The organism is Pedobacter sp. 22163, from assembly GCF_052045595.1.
Lineage (GTDB): Bacteria > Bacteroidota > Bacteroidia > Sphingobacteriales > Sphingobacteriaceae > Pedobacter.
In genome coordinates this window covers 650,133-667,631 of the sequence record NZ_JBQEPM010000004.1, presented here as the reverse complement: position 1 = coordinate 667,631, position 17,499 = coordinate 650,133, and the positions used below count along the sequence as shown (strand labels likewise).

General features: G+C 38.5%; 16 protein-coding genes. 9 read left to right on the top strand and 7 right to left on the bottom strand.

Going from position 1 to position 17,499, the window contains the following annotated elements:
* Nucleotides 1-957: 957 nt before the first annotated feature.
* Both ACTJKN_RS14090 and ACTJKN_RS14085 read left to right on the top strand, forming a co-directional pair.
* On the top strand, nt 958-1,923 hold the full coding sequence (locus ACTJKN_RS14090) for a lipid A deacylase LpxR family protein (RefSeq protein WP_440825871.1): 966 nt from the start codon (nt 958-960) through the stop codon (nt 1,921-1,923).
* Complete coding sequence (locus ACTJKN_RS14085; RefSeq protein ID WP_440825869.1) at nt 1,923-3,032, top strand: acyloxyacyl hydrolase; 1,110 nt, start codon at nt 1,923-1,925, stop codon at nt 3,030-3,032. Before ACTJKN_RS14090 ends, ACTJKN_RS14085 begins: the two co-directional genes overlap by 1 nt.
* Here the strand turns inward: ACTJKN_RS14085 and ACTJKN_RS14080 are convergent.
* The 3 genes from ACTJKN_RS14080 to ACTJKN_RS14070 are packed head-to-tail and all read right to left on the bottom strand — an operon-like array spanning nt 3,029 to nt 5,470.
* Nucleotides 3,029-3,388 carry a CoA-binding protein gene (locus ACTJKN_RS14080; RefSeq protein WP_440825868.1) on the bottom strand — a complete coding sequence of 120 codons (360 nt, stop codon included), beginning with the start codon at nt 3,386-3,388 and terminating at the stop codon, nt 3,029-3,031. The genes ACTJKN_RS14085 and ACTJKN_RS14080 overlap by 4 nt on opposite strands.
* Before the next feature lie 39 nt (nt 3,389-3,427).
* Nucleotides 3,428-3,895: a DinB family protein gene (locus tag ACTJKN_RS14075; protein WP_440825866.1), complete on the bottom strand. Its 468-nt coding sequence runs from the start codon at nt 3,893-3,895 to the stop codon at nt 3,428-3,430.
* Nucleotides 3,896-3,928: 33 nt separating this feature from the next.
* Nucleotides 3,929-5,470: an NAD(P)/FAD-dependent oxidoreductase gene (locus tag ACTJKN_RS14070; protein ID WP_440825865.1), complete on the bottom strand. Its 1,542-nt coding sequence runs from the start codon at nt 5,468-5,470 to the stop codon at nt 3,929-3,931.
* A gap of 488 nt (nt 5,471-5,958) precedes the next feature.
* On the opposite strand from ACTJKN_RS14070, the gene ACTJKN_RS14065 reads away from it, so the two are divergent.
* The 5 genes from ACTJKN_RS14065 to ACTJKN_RS14045 all read left to right on the top strand — a co-directional run bounded on the left by ACTJKN_RS14065 (nt 5,959) and on the right by ACTJKN_RS14045 (nt 8,912).
* Nucleotides 5,959-6,540: a LemA family protein gene (locus ACTJKN_RS14065; RefSeq protein WP_039480897.1), complete on the top strand. Its 582-nt coding sequence runs from the start codon at nt 5,959-5,961 to the stop codon at nt 6,538-6,540.
* 83 nt (nt 6,541-6,623) lie between these two features.
* Nucleotides 6,624-7,067, top strand: a complete 444-nt coding sequence (locus ACTJKN_RS14060) for a TPM domain-containing protein (RefSeq protein WP_440825863.1) — start codon at nt 6,624-6,626, stop codon at nt 7,065-7,067.
* A gap of 3 nt (nt 7,068-7,070) precedes the next feature.
* Nucleotides 7,071-7,844: a TPM domain-containing protein gene (locus ACTJKN_RS14055; RefSeq protein WP_440825862.1), complete on the top strand. Its 774-nt coding sequence runs from the start codon at nt 7,071-7,073 to the stop codon at nt 7,842-7,844.
* A gap of 90 nt (nt 7,845-7,934) precedes the next feature.
* Nucleotides 7,935-8,324 (top strand): hypothetical protein, encoded by a 390-nt coding sequence (locus ACTJKN_RS14050; protein ID WP_440825861.1) that lies wholly within the window; start codon nt 7,935-7,937, stop codon nt 8,322-8,324.
* Between the two features lie 39 nt (nt 8,325-8,363).
* On the top strand, nt 8,364-8,912 hold the full coding sequence (locus ACTJKN_RS14045) for an NUDIX hydrolase (RefSeq protein WP_440825859.1): 549 nt from the start codon (nt 8,364-8,366) through the stop codon (nt 8,910-8,912).
* A 58-nt stretch (nt 8,913-8,970) separates the two neighbouring features.
* Here ACTJKN_RS14045 and ACTJKN_RS14040 read toward each other — a convergent pair whose 3' ends face one another.
* Nucleotides 8,971-9,984: a S41 family peptidase gene (locus ACTJKN_RS14040; protein ID WP_440825858.1), complete on the bottom strand. Its 1,014-nt coding sequence runs from the start codon at nt 9,982-9,984 to the stop codon at nt 8,971-8,973.
* 17 nt (nt 9,985-10,001) lie between these two features.
* Nucleotides 10,002-11,774 carry a S41 family peptidase gene (locus ACTJKN_RS14035; protein ID WP_440825857.1) on the bottom strand — a complete coding sequence of 591 codons (1,773 nt, stop codon included), beginning with the start codon at nt 11,772-11,774 and terminating at the stop codon, nt 10,002-10,004.
* A 213-nt stretch (nt 11,775-11,987) separates the two neighbouring features.
* On the opposite strand from ACTJKN_RS14035, the gene ACTJKN_RS14030 reads away from it, so the two are divergent.
* Both ACTJKN_RS14030 and ACTJKN_RS14025 read left to right on the top strand, forming a co-directional pair.
* Entirely contained in the window at nt 11,988-13,031 is a 1,044-nt protein-coding gene (locus ACTJKN_RS14030) for a sensor histidine kinase (RefSeq protein ID WP_440825856.1), read from the top strand.
* Nucleotides 13,028-13,747, top strand: a complete 720-nt coding sequence (locus tag ACTJKN_RS14025; RefSeq protein ID WP_440825854.1) for a LytR/AlgR family response regulator transcription factor — start codon at nt 13,028-13,030, stop codon at nt 13,745-13,747. Before ACTJKN_RS14030 ends, ACTJKN_RS14025 begins: the two co-directional genes overlap by 4 nt.
* Nucleotides 13,748-13,850: 103 nt before the next feature.
* On the opposite strand, the gene dnaA is transcribed toward ACTJKN_RS14025, so the two are convergent.
* Nucleotides 13,851-15,281 carry a chromosomal replication initiator protein DnaA gene (gene dnaA, locus ACTJKN_RS14020; RefSeq protein ID WP_029275646.1) on the bottom strand — a complete coding sequence of 477 codons (1,431 nt, stop codon included), beginning with the start codon at nt 15,279-15,281 and terminating at the stop codon, nt 13,851-13,853.
* 550 nt (nt 15,282-15,831) lie between these two features.
* Nucleotides 15,832-17,379, bottom strand: a complete 1,548-nt coding sequence (locus ACTJKN_RS14015) for an acyl-CoA mutase large subunit family protein (protein WP_440825851.1) — start codon at nt 17,377-17,379, stop codon at nt 15,832-15,834.
* Between the last annotated feature and the right edge of the window lie 120 nt (nt 17,380-17,499).

Here is a 17,499-nt window from a genome sequence, read left to right as displayed (position 1 = left end):
TCGCTACGCTACATTGACATCTCTTTTAAGAACTTGTTGACCAGGTAAGCCTCACGGCCGGTCATCTATATATCGTTAAACTTCAGTTCGGAAAAGTCTTGTTCGTCTCTCCGTGTTTCTGTTCATCTCAATCTTGTTTTGTTGTTTGTGCAACATCCGCTGCTCCAACTTTTTTACCCTTCCTTTCGGTTGGGAGTGCAAAGGTAAGGATCTTTTCCGAAATCACAAATAAAATAAATTTTATTTTTTTCTTCTTCTTTCTTCCTTTTCCCTTATTTCAATATGCCGATGTTGATCAGCTTCCCGTTCTTCCGATCCGGGCTGCAAAGATAGCAATCTTTTCCGCTCCCGCAATATTTATTTTAAAATAAATCCTGCCCTCCTCATCTCTCTGCCATCTTTTCAACCAAACCCTTCCTCCGAAGCGGGATGCAAAAGTAGGGATTTTTAATACATATCCAAAGTTTTTCTGCCGATTATCCGAAGGTTTGGGATAACCCAATGGTTTTCAGACAGAAAAAATATGCTACGTGGCCAAACTTTTTAAGGGAACAGCTGTTTCTACCACCTACCCCAACAAACCTATCAGGTTTTTAAAACCTGATAGGTTTAAATATGAAGCGCCCTTACCCGAAACTTCCGAAGTTTCCCTGCGCCCGGCCGTTTAAAACTTCGCAAGACCCTGCAAAATAAACCCGATTGAAATGAAAAGCCCACAGCGAGGACTTGCAATGAAAAGCGGGAACTAACTTTCATAGCAGCACCAAAACTGCTTTACTAAAAAAAGAGATACATATATACTGTAGCAATAACTTGTGTGATTGAATAGACTTCCGAAGTTTTCCAGCACCTATGCCTATTGAAACTTCGGAAGACTCGTGTGCAATTGGCAAGCATCTTATCGAATTTTTAAACAATAATTAATACTTTTATGACTTTATTAAACCATCCATATAAATGAAGTTGATGCTCAAACTATACTTTTCTCTGCTATTTATCGGCATAGCGGAAATCGGTTATGCGCAAAATTATAAAAATGAGCTTGTTGTTATCTCTGAAAACGATGCTTACATTGATATTACCAGCGACCGTTATTATACAAACGGTGCTTTTATTAAATATAGGCATGCCCTGAATGGGAAGAACCTAAAGGCAGGGAGAAGTAAAGAAATTATTGGGTTTGAGCTTGGCCAAAAAATATACAACCCTTATTACAGCTTTGTACCAAACCCCGCCCAACACGACCGCCCTTTTTCCGCATACCTGTATGGCGAAGCAAATTATAGTCGGTTCTACGCAAATAAACAGATGCTTAAGGTTTCTGCACAGATTGGACTTACCGGGAAAGATGCTTTGGGAGAAGAATTTCAGAAAGCGTTTCATAAACTGGTTGGTCAAAATCAGATTGAAGGATGGGAATATGGTTTAAATAGCGAACCAACATTAAACTTAGGTGTAGAATACAACAAGTTTTTAATGAGCACAAATGATAAAATATTCGATATTACGGGAACAACTTCAGCAGCAGTTGGTAATGTGATTACAAAAGCAAATCTCGGCGCAATGTTCCGCCTGGGCAGATTTAACGATATGGATGCTTCATCGGCTTTTAATAGCTTGGTGAGCAATAACCATCCAAACAAAGCGCAGCGCAAGTACGAACTTTTCCTTTCTGTTAGTCCGCAGTTACATGCCATTGCTTTCGATTCGAGTTTGCAGGGCGGCTTATTTTTGAATGATAAAGGGCCGATCACTTTTAAGCCTAAGCCAGTTGTTTTTACCACACAGGTAGGTTTAACCTTCGCTATTGCACGCTGGACAGCCAATTATACCGCTACTTTTACTTCCAACGAAGTTAAAAACAGTGCCACTGGCTACCGTTATGCCTTTTATAGTCTTGCTTACCGTTTTAGTAAAAGCTAATGAAAAAACAACTACTCTCTTTTATTTGCGTTATTACGGGCTGCGCATTTGCTAAGGCTCAAATTGCTCCCGAAAATCATTCGATTATTATTAAGCCCATATTTGGCACACATATAAATAACGATCAGGGGCATCTGTTTCAGGACCAGATTACGGGATTTGACGCTGCATATTTTAAAGACATCAGCCAGAACAGCGATAAATGGATTGGATTTGGCGGTGCCAAATCTTACGGGATCGGCTTTGTTTTTAGAGACATAAGCAAACTGAAAGGCACAAAGGATACTTCAGCCAATGCTTTTGGCCAGATATATGGTTTAGTGGCACAGATGGATTTTCAGCTATTCAAAGTCGGAAAAGCTAAATTTAATTTTACGCCGGGCGTTGGCTTGGGCTACACGAATAAGTATTACTTTAATAATACCAAAAACCGATTTTTGGGAAGTCCGATTAATGAAACCATTAAAGCAGATTTGGGAATGGAGCTGCCAATGAGTAAATATGCGGATCTGTTAGTAGGTTTCGGTTTTCTACACGTATCGAATGGTGGAGCTACTGTACCCAATGGGGGTTTGAACACCGGAAATGTTTACATCGGACTTAAATTAAACAACCCGAAAACATTAACCGCTGAGCGGAAAAGCACCTACACCACTTTACAACGTAATTCGATTGAGCTTAGTGCAGGTTTAGGCGCAAGGGGGGTATTTGGCGATAGAACAAAAAGTTTATACAAAAGCGGGTTATATGCGGGTTACAATTTTTACCTGAATGATGTGATGTCGCTTAAGGCCGGTGCAGATGCCGTTTATTATTATACCGTATTTGACCCGGATAATTATGGGGAAACCTTCCAGAACTATGGCACTTCTTATGATAAATGGCGTACCGGGATCAGTATTGGTGCTGATATCAACTTATGGCGCATAACCGTTGCAGCCCAGATTGGGAAATACATCCACTACAATAGATTGATGGATAAAGCGACCTGGTACTGGACATTCGGACCAACTTTTAATATTACGCCGCACATTGGCTTACAGGCAAAAACCTATATGCACTTTGCGCAGGCAGATTATGTTAACTGGGGCGTGGTATATAGATTTTAATATTGCCCTGTGCTTAACAATACCAAAGTACAGGCTTCAACTGGTTCGATATTGTGCTGATCCAATAATTTTTCCAGCTCATAATTTTCAGTTCCAGGATTGAAAATTACCCGCTTGGGTTTTGTTGCCAGGATATAATCGTGATATTGCGCCTGTAGAGCTGGACCAATATATAAAGTTATGGTATCTATATCGTTGTGGATCTGATCTGGTTTTTCAATTTCTACACCTGCAACCTCTCCTTTTTTTATGCCAACGTTAACAATTTCGTGGTTGAAGCGCTTGAGCATATTGGCTGCTTTATAAGCATATCTGGATGGGTTTGGCGATGCGCCGATAATAAGTGTCTTCTTCATAAAGGTGATTCCAAAGATTTATGATTACAGAATTAATTATTAAAACTTAGAAAGCAAAGCAATTTGACCAGAATGGTAGGCATGGTGCTGTGCTAAACCACTCAAAAGCTCTGCATTGGTTACGCCTGTTCCCAACGCCGGGTTCCGCTCACTCTTTACTTCATCATCCCATTGATTGTTTTTTATGCTTTCGCACAAGCGGATAAGTTCTTCATTGGCAATTTTAAAATTAAAGATAATGCGCTCCCAGGCCTTAGGCGTTCTACTCTCGGGCACTGGCCAATCGCCCATGGCGGGTTCTGCAGCAGGTTTCCCACTCAATCTTGAGGTAACTTCTTCCGTCCACGCGGTTAAATGCAGGGCGATTTCGGCAATTGAATGCGCTCCTGGCACAAAATGGCTGAACGCACTTTCAGGATTAACGTTATTTAAAGTTTGCATTACATGGTTACCATGCCAGGCATCACCATTAAATGCCTTTTTAATTTCGTTCGTAATATTAAACATACCCAAACAACAATTGCGGCAATATAAAGTTTGTTAAGATGCGTTTAATATTGCATTTGCACAGTTAATACCATCTATGGCTGCCGATACAATTCCACCGGCATAACCTGCGCCTTCTGCGCACGGGTATAAACCTTTTACCTGAGGGTGCTGATAAGTCTCTTTATCTCTTGGAATTCTAACCGGTGATGATGTTCTGCTCTCTACCCCTACCAAAATAGCTTCATTTGTATAATAACCTTTAATCTTTTTCCCGAACAAAGGCAATGCCGCGCGCAAGCTATCCGATACGAAATCGGGTAAAATATTGTCGAGCATAGAACTTTTGGTACCAGGAAGATAGGAGTTCTTTGGTAGATCGATCGATAAGTTATTGTTCACAAAATCAACCATGCGCTGGGCCGGAGCTACAAGGTTTCCGCCACCTGCCTCAAAAGCCATTTTTTCAATCTCCGATTGGAAATGCAACATTCTAAGCGGATCGTAACCCAGAACATCGTTTAAGGTAACCTGAACCACCGTTCCGGAATTGGCATAAGGATTATTCCGTTTAGATGGCGACCAGCCATTTACCACGATTTCATTTTCGCCTGTAGAACAAGGCGCAATAATACCTCCGGGGCACATGCAAAAAGAAAACACCCCACGGGTACCAACCTGCTCCACCAAACTGTAGTACGCGGGAGGTAAAAACTCCGATCTAATATCACAATGGTATTGAGCTGAATCAATAATTTCCTGAGGATGCTCAATCCTGACCCCCAAAGCGAAAGGTTTTGCTTCGATTAGGATATTTTTACTGTTCAACAATTCGTACACATCTCTGGCAGAATGACCAGTTGCCAAGATAATATCATCGGCGAACAACTTTTCTTCAAAATTTATCTCAATTCCTTTTACTTTTCCGAATTCGATCAAAATATCAGTCATACGACTATCGAACATCACCTCGCCACCAGCATTCAGGATCGTATCTTTTATGGAAGTGATAATATGCGGAAGTTTGTTGGTACCTATATGTGGACGGGCATCGATAGCGATATCAGCCTCTGCCCCATGGTTTACAAAAACCTGGAGCACTTTATTAATATCGCCCCGTTTATTAGAACGGGTATACAGTTTACCATCCGAATAGGTTCCTGCCCCACCTTCACCATAACAATAATTAGATTCGGTATTCACTAAACCCTGCTTGTTTATAGCAGCCAAATCTCTCCGTCGTTGTTTTACATCTTTACCACGCTCGATAATAATGGGCTTTAATCCATTCTCTATACACTGCAAAGCTGCAAACAAGCCTGCTGGGCCAGCCCCGATAATTATCACAGGCTTCGCGTTGCTTACATTTTTATAATTAATGGTGTATACTTCGGGAGTGGCTTCCTCATCTACAAAAACTTTTACCTGAAGTCTGAATATCACTTTTCTCGAACGGGCATCTATTGATCTTTTCAGGATTTCATAGCCTTTAATTCTTGAACCAGGTAATTTTAGCGCTTCAGCCAGTTTCTGGTTAATCACCTCTGTTTGCTCTACCTCGTGCGGGAGCAGCGTAATTTCGATATCTTTTTGCATAGCATGTCAGGTTTTTATCCCGAACGGTACAAAGATAGGCAACTGATAGCATATTTGATGATTTCAGAATATGACTAAAAATTATCAGCAGACTAAAGTAATGCTTTTATGTTTTTTTTGGAAAGCCACCGCATTATTCCATAGGCCACTTTCTTCCCGCTCTACCTCTTGCCCCGATGAAAAATCGGGGGCATCCGTTCGATCGGGTTTAGATGGCGGCTTTGTTGCGACTATGTAGGTTTTCCGTGCCACAACCAAAAGTTTTTAGCCCCGATCGGAGCGGACACGAAGTAGAGCGAAGAGCGGGAGCAAACATTAAAAAAAGCGAATGACCTTGCGCTTCAAAACAAAAACATCAGTTTAAACATTACCCTAAGCTTGCCAACCTGGCAGATAATTATTGAAAGTGTAACAAAGGCATGCAATTTGATATCTAATTCGTAAATTGACCATAAATCAATTCTATTAAAAAGACAAAAACCATAAAAATGAAAAGATTAATATTTGGAATTTTAGCTGCAGTTATTGCAGTGAGCACTTTAAGTTCATGCGGATACAACAGCATGGTTAAACTTGATGAGAACGTTAAATCGAAATGGGGAACCGTGCAAACCCAATATCAAAGAAGAGCAGATTTAATTCCGAACCTGGTAGCTACTGTAAAAGGGGCAGCTAAATTTGAGCAGGGTACATTAACAGCCGTAACCGAAGCGCGTGCAAAAGCAACACAGATGACGGTTAAAGCTGATGAACTGACACCAGAAAACATCCAGAAATACCAGGCTGCTCAGGGGCAATTGAGCCAGGCTTTGGGTAAATTATTATCGATTACCGAAAATTACCCTGAACTAAGGGCTACACAGCAATTCAGTGATTTATCGGCACAATTAGAAAGTACCGAAAACAGGATTACCGTTGCCCGTAAAGATTTTAACGATGCTGTGCAAGAGTATAATGGCAAAATCAGATCGTTCCCAACTAATTTAACAGCTGGCATGTTCGGCTTTAAACCTAAAGGGTATTTCGAGGCTGATGCTACTGCAAAAGATGCACCTAAAGTAGAATTTTAATATTCTCAACACAATATATAAGGGTAGTGAATGTTTATTAACTAAGCATTTATTACCCTTTTTACTTCATACAAAATAAGCACATGTCATTATTTTCAGATATTGAACAAGAAAAAATAGCAAACGCGATCTCCGATGCAGAAAGAGCAACATCCGGAGAAATTAGGATTGCTATTGACAAACACTGCACAGGTGATCCATACGAAAAAGCTATCGAGTATTTTACCAAGCTGGACATGGACAAAACAGCCAAAAGAAATGGGGTACTGATTTACCTGGCGCATGCCGATCATAAATTTGCCATTATTGGCGATGTAGGTATTAACCAGGTAGTACCTGAAAATTTTTGGGAAACGACCAAAATAGCGATGACTGCACACTTTGCAAAAGGCAATTTAGCTGATGGCATTATTGCGGGCGTAGCATTGGCGGGAGAAAAACTAGCCTTGTTCTTCCCTCCTCAAAAAGGCGACATTAATGAATTGCCAAATGATATCGTTTTTATGGACAATCTAGAGCAGAAATAAGCGATGAAGAAAATATTCCTTTTCTCGTTACTGAGTTTATTATTCACTTTCGCCTTTGCACAGGATTTTCCAGAGAAACCCAATACTTTGGTTAATGATTACGCTAATGTGTTATCAGCCGATCAAAAGCAGCAACTGGAAACTAAATTAGTGGCTTTCAATGATTCATCATCAACACAGATTGCTATAGCAATATTAAAATCTGTAGGCGATTATGATATTAACGAATACGCTGTAGAGCTGGGCCGAAAATGGGGAGTTGGCCAAAGTGGCAAAAACAACGGTATTATGATCGTTGTGGCCGTTGGTGATCGAAAAATTTCTATCCAAACAGGTTATGGCTTGGAAGGTGCATTGCCTGATATTTATGCCAAGCGTATTATTGATAACGATATTAAACCCAATTTTAGAGCAGGAAATTATTATGCCGGCTTAGATGAAGGTACTACTTCGATTATAAAATATACCAAAGGTGAGTATAAAAATGATAGCCCTAAAACTTCTTCAAAGAAAGGTGGCGGAGGTGTCAGTATTGTGATTATTATCATTATTGTAATCGTAATCATCATCATTATGAGGAAAGGCGGTGGAGGCGGCAGTGAAGTAATTGGCGGTCGGGGTGCATCTAACGCTTTGTTCTGGGCAATGCTTTTTGGAAGCGGTGGCGGCCGAAGCAGCGGTGGCTGGGGAGGCGGTTCTTCTGGTGGCGGCGGCGGTGGATTTGGTGGTTTTGGCGGAGGAAGCTTTGGCGGTGGCGGAAGCAGCGGAAGCTGGTAGTCCATAGTCCATAGTCCATAGTCCATAAGTTGGAGTCTTTTTGATTTTAAAAGTTACAACTTTCCAAAAGATTAAAACATTACAACAATAATGTATAGAAGAGATTTAATCACAGCAGAAATACAGAAACTTGCACAGGTTTTGGCCCGAATTATGGGTTTAAAGCTAGAAGGCAAGTTGGCCGAGGCCAATCAACTTTTTGACGAAACTATGGAAGGCGGTTTTCAATTGCCAAAAGAAATTCTGGAAAATGAAGTGCTTTCGGTTTTTGAAAATTGGTTAACCGAAGGCGACCTCCCTCCCGAAAAACTCGACTCCCTGAGCGAATTCTTATATTACGAATTAGGTACAAGCCCAGATCGAAACCAAATGATTGCACCAAAGCTGAATTTAGTCTATCAATACCTGTCAGATCGACACAAGATTGTACATTTGGTAAACTTGCACCGTCAGAAAACGATACAACAGTATTTGCGCTAAACGCCATGCGCATGGCGCTAAACAAAACAATATAAATAGATGATTATAGAAAAGTGGCAAAAGCTTGCCTCTAAATATTTAGTAAGAGAAAAGTGGGCTACCTTACGGGTAGACGAGGTTAAACTTCCTGATGGCATTATAAAAGACGATTATTATGTTTTAGAGTATCCAAACTGGGTTAATGCGATTGCACTTACAGAAGCAGGAAAAATAATCATGGTGCGCCAGTACCGTCATGCAGCAGATATTATTTCGCTTGAAGTTCCGGGTGGTGTAATTGATGGCGATGAAGCGCCTGAATTTGCTGTTAAACGTGAACTTTTAGAAGAAACGGGCTACAGTTTTAAAACCTGTAAACTTATTGCCGAACTTTATCCTAATCCTGCAACATCAAACAACAGAACCTTTACCTACTTCTTAACAGGTGGTATTAAAACGCATGAGCAGCATTTAGATGAACACGAAATATTAAATGTTGAGGAATATACTGTTGAGGAAGTAAAGCAACTGATAAAAGACAATAAAATAGCCCAGGCATTACATGTTGCGGCCTTATTATATGGCTTAGCTGAAGTAGAAAAACTTTAAACTTATCTTAGCCGAAACGAAAAGCTCCTTAACCAAAAAAATTAAGGAGCTTTTTTTATTAGTGAACAGTTTTACCACCTAATACTTCGTAAGCTTTTTCGAGGTATAATTTCTTATCTTTTTCTTCGTTTCCGGTAAGCTGACCAACTTTGACATCACCGACCAATCCTTCTCCGACGTTAACATATTGTTTTAAATTCCTGTCGATAGTAACGCCTTCTGTTAGCACCAAAAATGCGCCATCACTAAGTTTATGTTCCTGATTTGCCGAAGTTAATCCATTTGTTTTATCCCCAATTATGGTAACATTTTTCTGGCCTACGAAAGATATAGCGGCAAATTCGGCGCTACTGGCAGTTCTTTCATTTATCAATAACACCAGATTAGGATTCTTGATTTTTATTTTATGAGTAGTTAGTTTAAATAGATAAACAGCTTTTTTGTTTTCGAATAACCTATCGTCTTTAAAATTGAAAAAATTATTTTTCCCATTTCTATCCATCCAGCCGATTACGTTAGCTTGATCAAGCATTGGAGCAATTGCCGCATACATTGGCGCAAACATTCCGCCTTCGTTATCCCGCAGATCCAATATCCATCCTTTAGGTTTTTGAACTGAGAGTTTTGACAGTTCTGCTCTAAAATTATTTACAAATTCGTTCCATTCATCCATATTATAACAATAAAATGCCGGTAAAGCAATATAAGCATAGCGGTTTGCTAAAAATGCTGTCTTTATTTCAGGGAAGGATACTCCGGTTGCACGGTAACCTTTCACATAAGATGTGACAGTTTCGGGCGGAAAAAACTTGGAATGCGAATCAGCTAGCTCTGTCAGCACATCATTTATAATGGGGTAAGTTTCCCTAATACTTTTTAACTTGCCAATCTTCTGCGCAACCTCTCGATCAATCTTATTCCAATCCATTTTACCACTATTTATCGATCTGTTCTTTATAATCCGAAGCGCATTGTCGACATAAATTTTAATGCTGTCACTGTTCTGAATTTGTTTTACAGCGTTAACTCTGAGGCCAACCAACAGTAATAGTGATAAAAAAATCTTTTTCATAAATATATTTTAAGGAGTTACTGAACTGATTTAATAGCAAATTCGAGTTGCGTATCCACACCTGAGAGAATATCTCCAATTTTTGGTTTAATTATTTTATTGATTTTGACTCCTTTTCCCTGTGCACGCGTTCCATCTGGATAATAAATGGCATTACCTGTAAAATAGATATTGTAATTTCCGGGAATGTTAATTTGCTTTTCGTCACCATCTGCTCCCGCCGATTGCTCGCCAACGGTAATCGCGTTAGGAAATATGTGCTGCAAATTCATGCTGTACCATTCTGATGCACTTTGTGTTTGTGCATTAACAATAATGCATACTTTACCTTTATAACTGAAACCATCTGTAGTTACATTATCTGGATAATAAGTAATTGTACCGGGGATAGCAGTAAAGCTTCCAAGGTTTTGGGTATCAGCCTGAAAATACTGCGCAAAAAGGTTATTCTGTTTTGAGAATTTTTTATAGATGTAGTGAAAAACAAAACCACCCCAATGTGGATAGCCCCTCATATCGAAGATAATCCCTTTTTGTTTTGCAGCTAAGTTTAAAATAGAATCCATTTTTGTATCCAAATGATCGTCATGTACATCATTTAACAACTCATGTACTTTATCGATATTAAAATAAGCGATTTCATTATCCATCACCTGAAATGGCAAAACATTTTCCGCAACCTTCAATTTGGCATTCATATAACTGTTAATCGCCTTAATAGCTACTCTATTTTTTGTTGTTACAAAAGCTACCGAATGCACTTTTTTCTTTCCCGATGAAGAAACAGCTAAACGAAATCGGGAAGAATCACCGCGCCACATCAAATTGGTTATGTAATTGTTCAATTTATAAACCAGGGCATTCCTGTTCGAAGCAGAAAGCAGTTCTTTGAGGCTGTCGATCAATTTCTTTACCGCTACTCCATTAACCGCCGTGATTAAATCACCAGTCTTAATGCCGGCTTCTGTACACTGATCTGGAACGATAATTTCCTTAACCAATATTTTGTTGTCGATAATCTGGTAGTCGAAAGGAGGATAATAACTGTTTTTAAAGATTTCTCTTTTATAAGTTAGGTCATCGTAAAAGCGGTTATAGGCGTGGGTATCGTTTAGTTTGGCCACAATTTTAAGGAGCAGCACTTCATAATCCATACGGGAAGCACAGTTTTTAAACAGCAGGATATTGTTCTTCACTGTTTGATCCCAGCCTTCATTCATTAAACCTTTATGTGGATAGAGGTAATCGATCACTCCCTGTAGCCTGGCCAACGCTAATAACCTCATGCCCAAAGGCAGGTTTATCGAATCCGGAAATTTGTATTTCCGCTCATTGGGGATTTCTGAGGTGTAGTTAAGGGTTGGCACATAATGTTTTCCAATGGTATCACGGTGCCTGTAAACACCTAATAGTTCATTTTTCAGTTCAGTATTGATCAGCGCATTCTTCAGGTACCATTTATGTAACGGATTAACTACTAAAACAGGTAAATTAGTATTTTTCAGATCCTTTTTGTCAGTACCGGGATCAGTAACCATGTCCATCAAAAATGCATTGAGCTCAGCCTTACTGCTAATAGGATCCAACAAACTCTGGTTTTTCATAAAAACAGCATCTGCATCCTGTTTTCCACTCGCAAATTGTGGATGATAATATTTAAGGAAATTCCATGTTTTAAAAAAGAGAAAGTATTTCTCGGTTTCATTTATGGGTTGCGCACTAGCATGATAAAAAGCACACATTAGCAACAAGGTATAAAAACAGCGTGTTAGTTTAAATAGATTTCTCATTCCCTGATGATTTAATTTTCTCCAAAATTGACAGGAAAAGAATATAATAAAGGATGTAATTGATCAAACCCAAAATTTCATTGCTGAATACCCTTTTTAGTCCAAAAAAGGCTTAAACCTGATAATTCCGGCTTTGGTCTATAAAATTCAGGGTTTTATACTTTTTAAAGTGTTCTTATAAGGTGATTATAGTACTTTTAGCAAATTTCGGAAATGAAGAAAGCGTATTTTATATACTTACACATTGGTTATTGGCTCATTTTATGGCTAAAAGAGTTTTTATTTGGTTTTCAAACCTATAATCTAAACGACTTGAGTTTTGCAACCATTATATCAACTTTAAGCGTTAAACTTATTGTGCTTTTTTTTCCGGTATGCATTTTCTACGCCAATTTTTTAGTATTGGTACCAAAACTGGTCAGGACAAAAAAAATTATACTTTACATAGCAGCACTTTTTATTCTTTTCTCCTTACTGGCTCCTATCCACAAATATGTATATGCAACGCTGCTCCCACTAAAATTCGGTTGGTACTCTTATGTATACATAGATAAGCTGAATTTTTGGTTATCATTCCAAACGTTACTATTCGAAAACTATGTATATATTTTCTTCAGTATTGCTATAAGTTATGTTGGCGAATATTTTGAGACACAGAAAAAACAACAGGAACTGGAGAAAGAACAAGCCATAACAGAATTGGCTTACTTAAAATCGCAGATTAACCCGCATTTTTTATTTAATACCCTGAACGATATTTATTCATTAACCTACCAAAAAGCAGAGATGGCGCCCGAAGCGGTATTAAAATTATCGGAACTGCTAAGGTACATGCTTAAAGAGAGCAACGATAGGTTTGCTTCGGTTGAAAGGGAAATCAACTATCTGAAAAATGTAGTAGAATTATTCGAAATAGGACAAAAAGGTAGCGCCTATATCGATCTCGAAATTAATGGGGATTATAAAAACAAGAAGATTGCGCCATTGATATTGATCAATTTTATAGAGAATGCTTTTAAACACGGAATTGTAAATGACCCTAAAAACCCCATAAGGATTAAACTTTCTATCAATGAAAGCGATTTTGATTTTGAAGTTTTCAATAAAAAGAATAAGGATTACAAAGATAAAACCGGTGGAATCGGGCTGGCCAACGTACAGAGAAGGTTGGCACTGATTTACCCCGATCGGCATAAGCTCGAAATTATTGATGAAAATGATACTTTTACCGTTCACCTGAATATAGAAAACATATGATCCGTTGCGTAGTTGTTGATGATAAGCCGCTTGCTATCGATATCCTGAATGATTATATCAGTAAAATTCCAGACCTAACGCTTGCTTTTAGCAGTACCAACCCATTAGAAGCTTTAGAATATGTGATGAAAAATGATGTTGAACTCGTTTTTCTGGACATACAGATGCCGCAGCTCAACGGTGTACAGTTTATGAAAATTGTGAACGAAAAATGCCTGATTATCCTGACTACGGCTTATTCAGAATACGCATTGGATGGTTTTGAAAACAATGCGGTTGATTATCTCCTTAAGCCGATATCTTTTGAGCGCTTTTACAAAGCTGTACAAAAAGTTGTGCGCCATTTCAGTTTAACGGCACCATTGCAAACAAGCATCACTTATCAGCCTGCAGAATCCGAAAATGACTTCATCTTTGTAAAAACTGAATATAAATTGGTCCGAATCAATACAGACGATATCCTTTTCATAGAAGGCATGCAAAATTATGTAGCTATCCAGACCAAAACAGACAAAATCCTGTCGCTTCAAAGTATAAAGAAAACTGAAGAACAACTCCCTAAAAAGCAATTTATCAGGGTACATAGATCTTTCATTGTTGCAGTAAAAAAGATAAATAGTATAGAAAGAGCCAGGATATACATTGGCGATGCGGTTATTCCTTTTGGCGATCTGTATAAAGAAGATTTTTATAAACTGATAGAGGGCAAAAAGTAAAGGCCAGATAAAATACCTGGCCTTTATTGTTAACGCATAAACTTTTGAACATGAACGAAAGATTTTATTTAAACCCTTCTATCTTTCTGTTCCTGAACTTAGTTTAGCTCATTTTTAATTTCTTTTGGATATCGTGTACGTAAGCTTTAAACTTTTTATCAGTATCAATTAAATCTTCTACTGTTTGGCAAGCATAAATTACGGTACTGTGATCGCGGCCACCGAAGAAAGCACCAATCGTTTTCAGAGATGATTTAGTATGGCTTTTAGAAAGGTACATCGAAATCTGACGTGCCTGAACAATTTCGCGTTTACGTGTTTGCGATTTAACCATATCAACAGGAACCTCGAAATACTCACAAACCAATTTCTGGATATATTCCATTGAAATTTCCTTAGAAGTATTTTTGATAAAATTCTTCAGCATTTGCTTAGCAAGCGCCAAATCGATTTCTTTTTTATTCAAAGTGGCCTGTGCCAAAAGAGATACCATAGCGCCCTCTAACTCACGCACATTGTTATCAATGTTGTGTGCCACATATTCTACCACTTCGCCTGGTAACTCAATACCATCAGCATACATTTTCTTTCTTAAAATAGCAATACGCGTTTCCAGATCGGGGATCTGTAAATCTGCAGATAAACCCCATTTAAAACGGCTTAACAAACGCTCTTCCAAACCAGCTAAATCTTTCGGCGCTTTATCAGATGTTAAGATTACCTGTTTGCCTGATTGGTGTAGGTGATTGAAAATATGGAAGAAAATATCCTGTGTTTTTTCTTTACCTGCAAAGTTATGTACGTCATCCATAATGATCACATCCATTGCCTGGTAAAAGTTAACGAAATCGTTAATGGTGTTGTTTTTTAATGAATCTACAAACTGCTGACAGAATTTCTCACAGCTTACATAGATAACCAATTTATCTGGCATGCTGCGTTTAATCTCGTTACCGATCGCTTGGGCCAAGTGTGTTTTACCCAAACCTACTCCACCGTAAATCATTAAAGGGTTAAAAGATGTACCTCCTGGTTTAGCAGCTACAGCGTAACCTGCAGAACGCGCCAAGCGGTTGCAATCTCCCTCAATATAATTTTCGAAAGTATAGTTAGAGTTTAATTGTGGATCAACATTTAATTTTTTTAATCCAGGGATAATAAATGGGTTTTTAATATCCTTATTAATGGAAACCGGAATTGGCATCGATTGTACCTTTGCCTCCGCTCCATTTCCATTTGAGGGCATATTGGTAGTATAAGGATTACCGCTGTTTGATGATTTATCTACAACGATGTTATATTCCAACCTGCCATCCTCTCCAAGTTGTTTTTTTACAGTCTTGCGTAGCAAGCCTACATAATGTTCTTCAAGCCATTCGTAAAAGAACAAACTTGGCACCTGTATAGTTAAAACCTTACCTTCCAATTTAAGGGCTGTTATTGGCTCGAACCAAGTTTTGAAACTTTGGCTCGGGATGTTATCCTTAATAATTTGAAGACAGTTCTTCCATACTTCTGTACAAGTTTTTTCCATTGCGATTTCTATAATTTATTGGTTTACAGTGCCTATTCGAATTAAAGGGATGGTCCGTTTAGGGACTACGAATATTGAGAAAATTATCAACATTTTAAACAAAAATTTCAAATAAATCGTAACATACTGATAAGGAATATAGTAGCCCACTTAACCTCAATTTTTTATGTTGATAACTATTTATTAACACTGGTTATCCACATTAACCATTATTTAACATCAATATACCCTCATCACTTCGAATTGCCGTTGAAAAAGCAAAATCTAAGCCATTTTAGGTACTAGTTAAGCGTTTTAGTCTTTTTTAATGTCAAAAAACTGAGAATCAAAGCCATAAGATAATTAAATTAATATTAATTTAAGCCAATCGTTTAAATTGATATTTTATTATTTCATTATACTTTGTTTTTGTATGAATTTTACGACACTTTAATCCATTATTTTCAAAATCAATGAATGAAGTATCTGTTCATTTTATCATCGCTTCTTAAAAGCAAAATACTTTTAATTTAATCCGGAACAAAACATAGAATCAGGGTGCTTAAATTCCTTAGTAAACGCCAAAAGTCCTCCTAAACACATCGGCAATTTCACCAAGAGTAGCATACTTTTCAACAGCATCTATAATCAATGGCATCAGATTGTCTTCGCCTTTAGCCGCTTCCTGCAATCTTTGCAATGCTCTTTCAACAGCGGCGTTATCGCGGGTCGTTTTTAAATCGTCTAGTTTTTCAGTTTGCAGTTTGCGGATTGAATCATCAATACTAAAAACCTCTGTCAGGCCTTCTTCCTCCTGGGTAAATTTATTTACACCTACCGAGACCCTTTCGCCATTTTCGATTTCTTTCTGGTATTGGTAAGATGCATCGGCAATCTCATTTTGCATATAATTGCTTTCAATGGCATTAACCGAGCCGCCCATGGCATCTATCCGGTCGATATAAGTCCAGGCAGCAGCCTCTACTTCATCAGTTAAGCTTTCTACAAAGAACGATCCAGCCAACGGATCTACGGTATCTGTAACGCCGCTTTCAAAGGCAATGATCTGCTGGGTACGTAAAGCAATTTTTGCAGCCGATTCGGTTGGGAGCGAAAGTGCTTCATCATAACCATTGGTATGTAAAGATTGAGTTCCGCCAAGAACTGCAGCCATAGCCTGATTGCTTACCCTGATTACATTGTTTAATGGTTGTTGCGCCGTTAAGGTTGAGCCTCCGGTTTGGGTATGAAATCTTAACATCTGCGCTTTTTCATCTGTGCCCCCCAAATCTTTGGTAATTTTCGCCCACATCCGCCTTGCAGCCCTAAATTTAGCTATTTCTTCAAAGAAATTATTGTGGCAATTGAAGAAGAATGATAACCGTTTCGCAAACACATTAATATCTAAACCTTTACCCAAAGCCGCTTTTAGGTAGGTTTTACCGTTTGCCAATGTAAAAGCAAGTTCTTGTACAGCGGTTGATCCAGCTTCACGAATATGGTAGCCAGATATAGAAATGGTATTCCACTTCGGCACTTCTTTGCTACAGAACTCAAAAATATCGGTAATTAAACGCATGGATTGCTTTGGCGGATAGATATATGTGCCTCTTGCAGCATATTCTTTTAAGATATCATTTTGTATCGTCCCCGAAATCTGTTTTAAATCTGCACCTTGTTTTTTAGCCAGCGCAATATACATGGCCAGTAAAATTGAAGCCGTAGCATTGATCGTCATCGAAGTCGTGACGTCTTTCAGCTTAATACCATCAAATAAAATTTCAATATCCTTTAACGAATCGATAGCCACGCCAACCTTACCCACCTCTCCGTCGGCCATTTCATGATCAGAGTCGTAACCAATTTGAGTTGGAAGATCAAAAGCAACAGATAAGCCCGTTGTTCCCTGAGCCAATAAATAATGATAACGCTTGTTTGATTCTTCAGCGGTTGAAAAACCAGCATACTGCCTCATCGTCCACAAGCGACCGCGGTACATATCCTTTTGGATTCCTCTGGTAAAAGGAAATTCTCCAGGCAGTTCTTCCATTGGCTTCGCTTCGGTATACAGCGCTTTTATTTCAATACCTGAAGTGGTGGTGTACTTTTTTTCGCTCATAATTGGTTAGTTCATTAGTTCAATGGTCATTGGTTCATTAGTCCAGCAAAGTTGCTTAACTGTTGAAACTGGTTAACTGTACATATTTCAGCTAACCAATTTAAACGATTAACCAATTAA